General features: G+C 72.9%; 5 protein-coding genes and 1 pseudogene. 2 read left to right on the top strand and 4 right to left on the bottom strand.

The annotated features are described in order from the left end of the window. Positions 1 to 642: 642 nt before the first annotated feature. Positions 643 to 921 (top strand): hypothetical protein, encoded by a 279-nt coding sequence (locus JWP64_RS09085; protein WP_297494523.1) that lies wholly within the window; start codon positions 643 to 645, stop codon positions 919 to 921. Between the two features lie 7 nt (positions 922 to 928). On the opposite strand, the gene JWP64_RS09080 is transcribed toward JWP64_RS09085, so the two are convergent. Beyond that, positions 929 to 1,669 (bottom strand): CbtA family protein, encoded by a 741-nt coding sequence (locus JWP64_RS09080; RefSeq protein WP_297494520.1) that lies wholly within the window; start codon positions 1,667 to 1,669, stop codon positions 929 to 931. A 25-nt stretch (positions 1,670 to 1,694) separates the two neighbouring features. Next, positions 1,695 to 1,904 carry a CbtB domain-containing protein gene (locus JWP64_RS09075; RefSeq protein ID WP_297494526.1) on the bottom strand — a complete coding sequence of 70 codons (210 nt, stop codon included), beginning with the start codon at positions 1,902 to 1,904 and terminating at the stop codon, positions 1,695 to 1,697. A 100-nt stretch (positions 1,905 to 2,004) separates the two neighbouring features. Here JWP64_RS09075 and JWP64_RS09070 point away from each other — a divergent pair, with 100 nt between their 5' ends. After that, the gene (locus JWP64_RS09070; RefSeq protein ID WP_297494516.1) at positions 2,005 to 2,370 is read left to right on the top strand and encodes a DNA polymerase ligase N-terminal domain-containing protein; all 366 of its coding nucleotides are present in this window, start codon (positions 2,005 to 2,007) and stop codon (positions 2,368 to 2,370) included. A 12-nt stretch (positions 2,371 to 2,382) separates the two neighbouring features. Here JWP64_RS09070 and JWP64_RS09065 read toward each other — a convergent pair whose 3' ends face one another. Continuing rightward, positions 2,383 to 3,501 carry a glycerate kinase gene (locus JWP64_RS09065; protein WP_297494513.1) on the bottom strand — a complete coding sequence of 373 codons (1,119 nt, stop codon included), beginning with the start codon at positions 3,499 to 3,501 and terminating at the stop codon, positions 2,383 to 2,385. 87 nt (positions 3,502 to 3,588) lie between these two features. Further along, positions 3,589 to 4,163 (bottom strand): annotated as a pseudogene (locus JWP64_RS09060) (glycogen debranching enzyme); the annotation flags it as partial.

Below are 4,163 nucleotides of genomic sequence, written 5' to 3'. Positions count from 1 at the left end.
CCAGGGCGTCGATCTCGTCGCCGACACCGGATCGGCGGGGCCGCGCGGTGCTGGGTTGTGGTGTCTCGACAAGGACGTCGTGTCGTTCGCAGAACATCGCACACCTCTGTGCGCGCAATCCTGGGTGGTGGTGCACCACTCGGCGTAGTGCACGGACGGGCGGCCGTGTCGGCACGACCGTGCATCGCCCTGGACCGCGCAGGGCTCGAGCCTCTGAGTTGGATTACCGCTGAAGCACCGGCAGGTGCTGCTGACTAAGCGGTTGCGAGAGGTGCGAGATTGTCACAGGCTCGGGGACGGGACAAGGCCGCGGAGCGCGCGTGTCCGACGAGACGATCATCGCTGGTCGTCGAGCACGTCCGTTCCGTGCCGAAACGCCGGTCAGGCCGACGACGACCTGGCGATTCGTCGAGCTCGGCTCGCCGGGAGATCGGGTGTACGTAGTTCTGACACCTGCTGCGACACTCGTCCGGGTGACGGTTGCGACTACACCGACCCGGCCGTCGCCGATGATCGCTCGGCTCCGGCCGCAGCCGCGTGCCTCGGTTCCTGGGGTCGAGGAGGGGGCGGCGAGCAGCCGCCGGCCGTGGGGCAGGTCCGTCGCCCCGGCGAGGAGAGGTGCAAGGACCTCGTAGAGGCAGGGTGATCGAGTACTGCATCGCGTGCACGGTCGTCTCCTCCTGCGAGGGCCACGGACTCGAGCAGGGCTGGGAACCGCTCGGTCCCGGGAGCTCCGCAGCCGGGTCGGAGGACAGGCGTTCCGGTGCGGAGGTCATGGCCGAGGAGCCTGCGCCCCGGCACGATCCGGGGGAGCGCGGGCGAGGGCTCGAGGCCACCGCTGTGCGCGGACGCGACGCCGCCACCCAGCGGTACGAGCGCGACCGCGACGAGCAGCGCGGCGGGGGCCGCGGAGGAACGTGATCATGGTCTATCGGCTCGCGGGCTCCACGGAGGCCCGGTCGATCCGCCGCGACCCGCGGTCGACCAGGGCGCCGAAGACGAGCCCGAGCACGGTCCAGAGCATCAGCTGGCCGCCGAGCGAGGCGAGCCGGAAGTCGTAGAGCACGGTGGCCGGGAAGCCCGCCGGGGTCTCGTCGACCACCGGCAGGAGCGCACCGACGACGCCCATGACGACGACGTAGCCCAGCGCCGCCAGGAGCACGCCGTTCCAGCTTCCGAAACGGGCCACGAGCCGGCGGCCGAGCAGCACCGCGCCCGCGGCGACGAGCACCGAGGCCGCCACCATGAGGACGTACGTGCCGGTGCGGGCGCCGATCGTGTCGTCGATGCTCGACGCCGGCGGGTTCGCCGGGTACTTCAGGAACGGCACGACGACCACGACGACGAAGCCCACGAGCGCCAGCACCGCGGACGTCGCCCGCCCGCTCAGCCGCCCGAGCCGGCCGTACGCGGCCGCGAAGGCCAGCGCGAAGATCCCGCCGATCGCGACCCCGTAGAGGAGTAGCGCGACGGCCAGGCCGACGGTGCTCTGCGTGCCGCGGCTGACCATCTCGACACCCGCGGGCTCGCCGGCCGCCTCGCCGAGCCGCTCCTCGAAGGCGATCCCGCCGTCGAGGGCGGGCTCACCGACGAGGTACTGGAACACGAAGGTCAGCACGGCGGCGGCGATCCCGGAGATCATGCCGCGGATCAGGAGGGTTCTCACCATGGGAGGTCGCGTTCCTGGTTCAGGACTAGTGGCAGGGGAAGCCGAGCAGGTGGCGGCCGTCGTGCACGAACTCGTGCACCATGCTGCCGGAGAACACCGAGGTGGCGCCCTGGTCCATGCCGACCAGGTAGAGCAGGGCCAGCAGGATGACCCCGGCGAAGATCGCCCACGGGACGAGCTCGCGGACCGGGACGACCGGTGCCGCGGAGACGGGGAGTGTGGCGGCCTGGGACATCGGGAGCCTCCTGGTCATGGGCAACACCTGAACAGTTGCGCAGATGAATATTGGAGGACGGCCGGTGGGGTGTCAACACGCGCGGCGGCACACTGGACCGGTGACCTCGCGCCCGGCGTTCGTGCTGCACGAGCACCGCCGTCCCCGGCACCACTTCGACCTGCGGCTCGAGGAGGGCGGGGTGCTGCGGTCCTGGGCGGTGCCGAAGGGGCTGCCCGAGCGGTCCGGCGCGAACCGTCTCGCGGTGGCGGTGCCGGACCACGACCTCGAGCACCTGACCTACTCCGACGCGGACAAGGACATCGCGGACATCGGCTGGTGGGAGGAGCACGACCGCGACGAGCGGCGGCTCGTCTTCACCCTGCACGGACGGCTCGGCGCGCGCCGCTACGCCCTGATCCGGACCGCCTCGGACTGGCTGCTGCACCTCACGAAGGAGCAGCCCGGGTCCGCCGATCCCGGGTGAGCCGGGCGCCGGTCAGCGCGCGGCACCGAGCCCCTCGGGAAGACGTTCGGCGAGCGCGGTTCCGGCCGCGGCGAGCCACCGCGCCGGGTCGGCCATCGACGCCCGGGCGGAGCCCGCGAGCTCCGTCAGGGACACGGCGGCGACGGCGGGCGGCTGCAGGTCCGCCGCGACCTGGCCCGCCACGATCGCCACCGGCGTCGGTGCCGCCACGGTGAGCACGTTCCCGACGACCTTGCCGCGGGTGGACTGCGAGTCGAACCGGCCCTCACCGGTGATCAGCAGGTCCGCGGCGGGCACCGCGGCCTCCAGCCCGGCCACCGCGGCGACGGTCGCCGAACCGCTCACCATCCGGCCGCCCCAGCAGGCGAGCAGCCCGAACGACGTGCCGCCCGCGGCGCCCGAGCCGGGCTCCTCGCCGCTCACGCCGAGTACCGCCGCCAGCCTGCCGAGCGCGGCGTCGAGCTCCTCGACCTGCTGCGGAATCGCGCCCTTCTGCGGCCCGAACACCGCGGCCGCACCGTGCGGCCCGAGCAGCGGGCTCGTCACGTCCACCAGGTACTCGATGCCCTCGGACGGGCTCGGAACCAGCTCGGACAGGTCCGCGCGGGCGAGCCGGGCGAGCGCCCCGCCGCCGGGCGGGAGATCGTTCCCGTCCGCGTCGAGGAACCGGGCGCCGAGGGCGACGAGCGCGCCGGTGCCGCCGTCGTTGGTCGCCGATCCGCCGAGGCCGAGCATGATCCGCCGGGTGCCGGGATCCTCGACCGCGAGCCGGAGCAGCTCGCCGACGCCGCGGGTGGTCGCCCCCATCGGGTCGAGCTCGTCGAGCAGGGACAGCCCGGCGGCCGACGCCAGCTCGACGACGGCTGTCCCGTCCGGGCGCAGCAGCCACCGCGCCTGGACAGGCTTGCCGTCCGGCCCGCTGACGGTGGCCGTGCGGAGACACTCCTCGGGCAGGCCGTGACCGAGCGCGTCGAGGGTGCCCTCGCCGCCGTCGGCCAGCGGCATCAGCTCCAGCACGTCGTCCGGGCGCCGGCTGTGCCAGCCCGCGGCGATCGCCTCGGCGACGTCGGCCGCGTCGAGCGAGCCCTTGAAGGAGTCCGGAGCGATCACGACGCGGAGAGGGTGGGCCACGGCGCAGACCCTATGCAGCGGCGGCCCGGGCGGCCAGCGTCACCGTGATCAGACCGCGCCCCTCCGGGAGAACGCGCACGGAACGGGTCAGTACCGGCAGCGCAGCACCAGCATCGAGCGCGCCGGGACCCGCAGCCGTGCTCCCGGCCGCGGGTGCCGACGGCGGGTGTTCGCGAGCAGCGGGTCGAAGGTGTCGACCACCGTCTGCCAGACCTTCCCGTAGGACTCGTCGGGCAGGGTGAACGTGGTCTGCTGGTGGTGGGCGTTGACCAGCAGCAGGAACGAGTCGTCGACGATCCGCTCGCCGAGCTGGTTGCGGTCCGGGATGCCCTCACCGTTGAGGTAGATCATCACCGACCTGGTCTGGGCGCGGTTCCAGTCCCCGTCGTCCATGTGCCGGCCGTCTGGGCGCATCCAGGCGATGTCGTCGATGCTCGAGCCGTGGATCGGGCGGCCCTGGAAGAACCGCTGCCGGCGGAAGATCGGGTGCTCGGTGCGCAGGGCGACGAGGCGGGCGGTGAACTCGGTGAGGACGTCGTGTTCGCGGGCGGCGTCCCAGTCGACCCAGCTGATCTCGTTGTCCTGGCAGTAGACGTTGTTGTTGCCGCCCTGGGTGCGGCCGAGCTCGTCGCCGTGGGAGATCATCGGCACGCCCTGGGAGA

Origin of the sequence: Pseudonocardia sp. (assembly GCF_025465255.1) — a bacterium.
GTDB lineage: Bacteria > Actinomycetota > Actinomycetes > Mycobacteriales > Pseudonocardiaceae > Pseudonocardia.
This window is presented reverse-complemented; position numbering and strand designations above follow the sequence as displayed.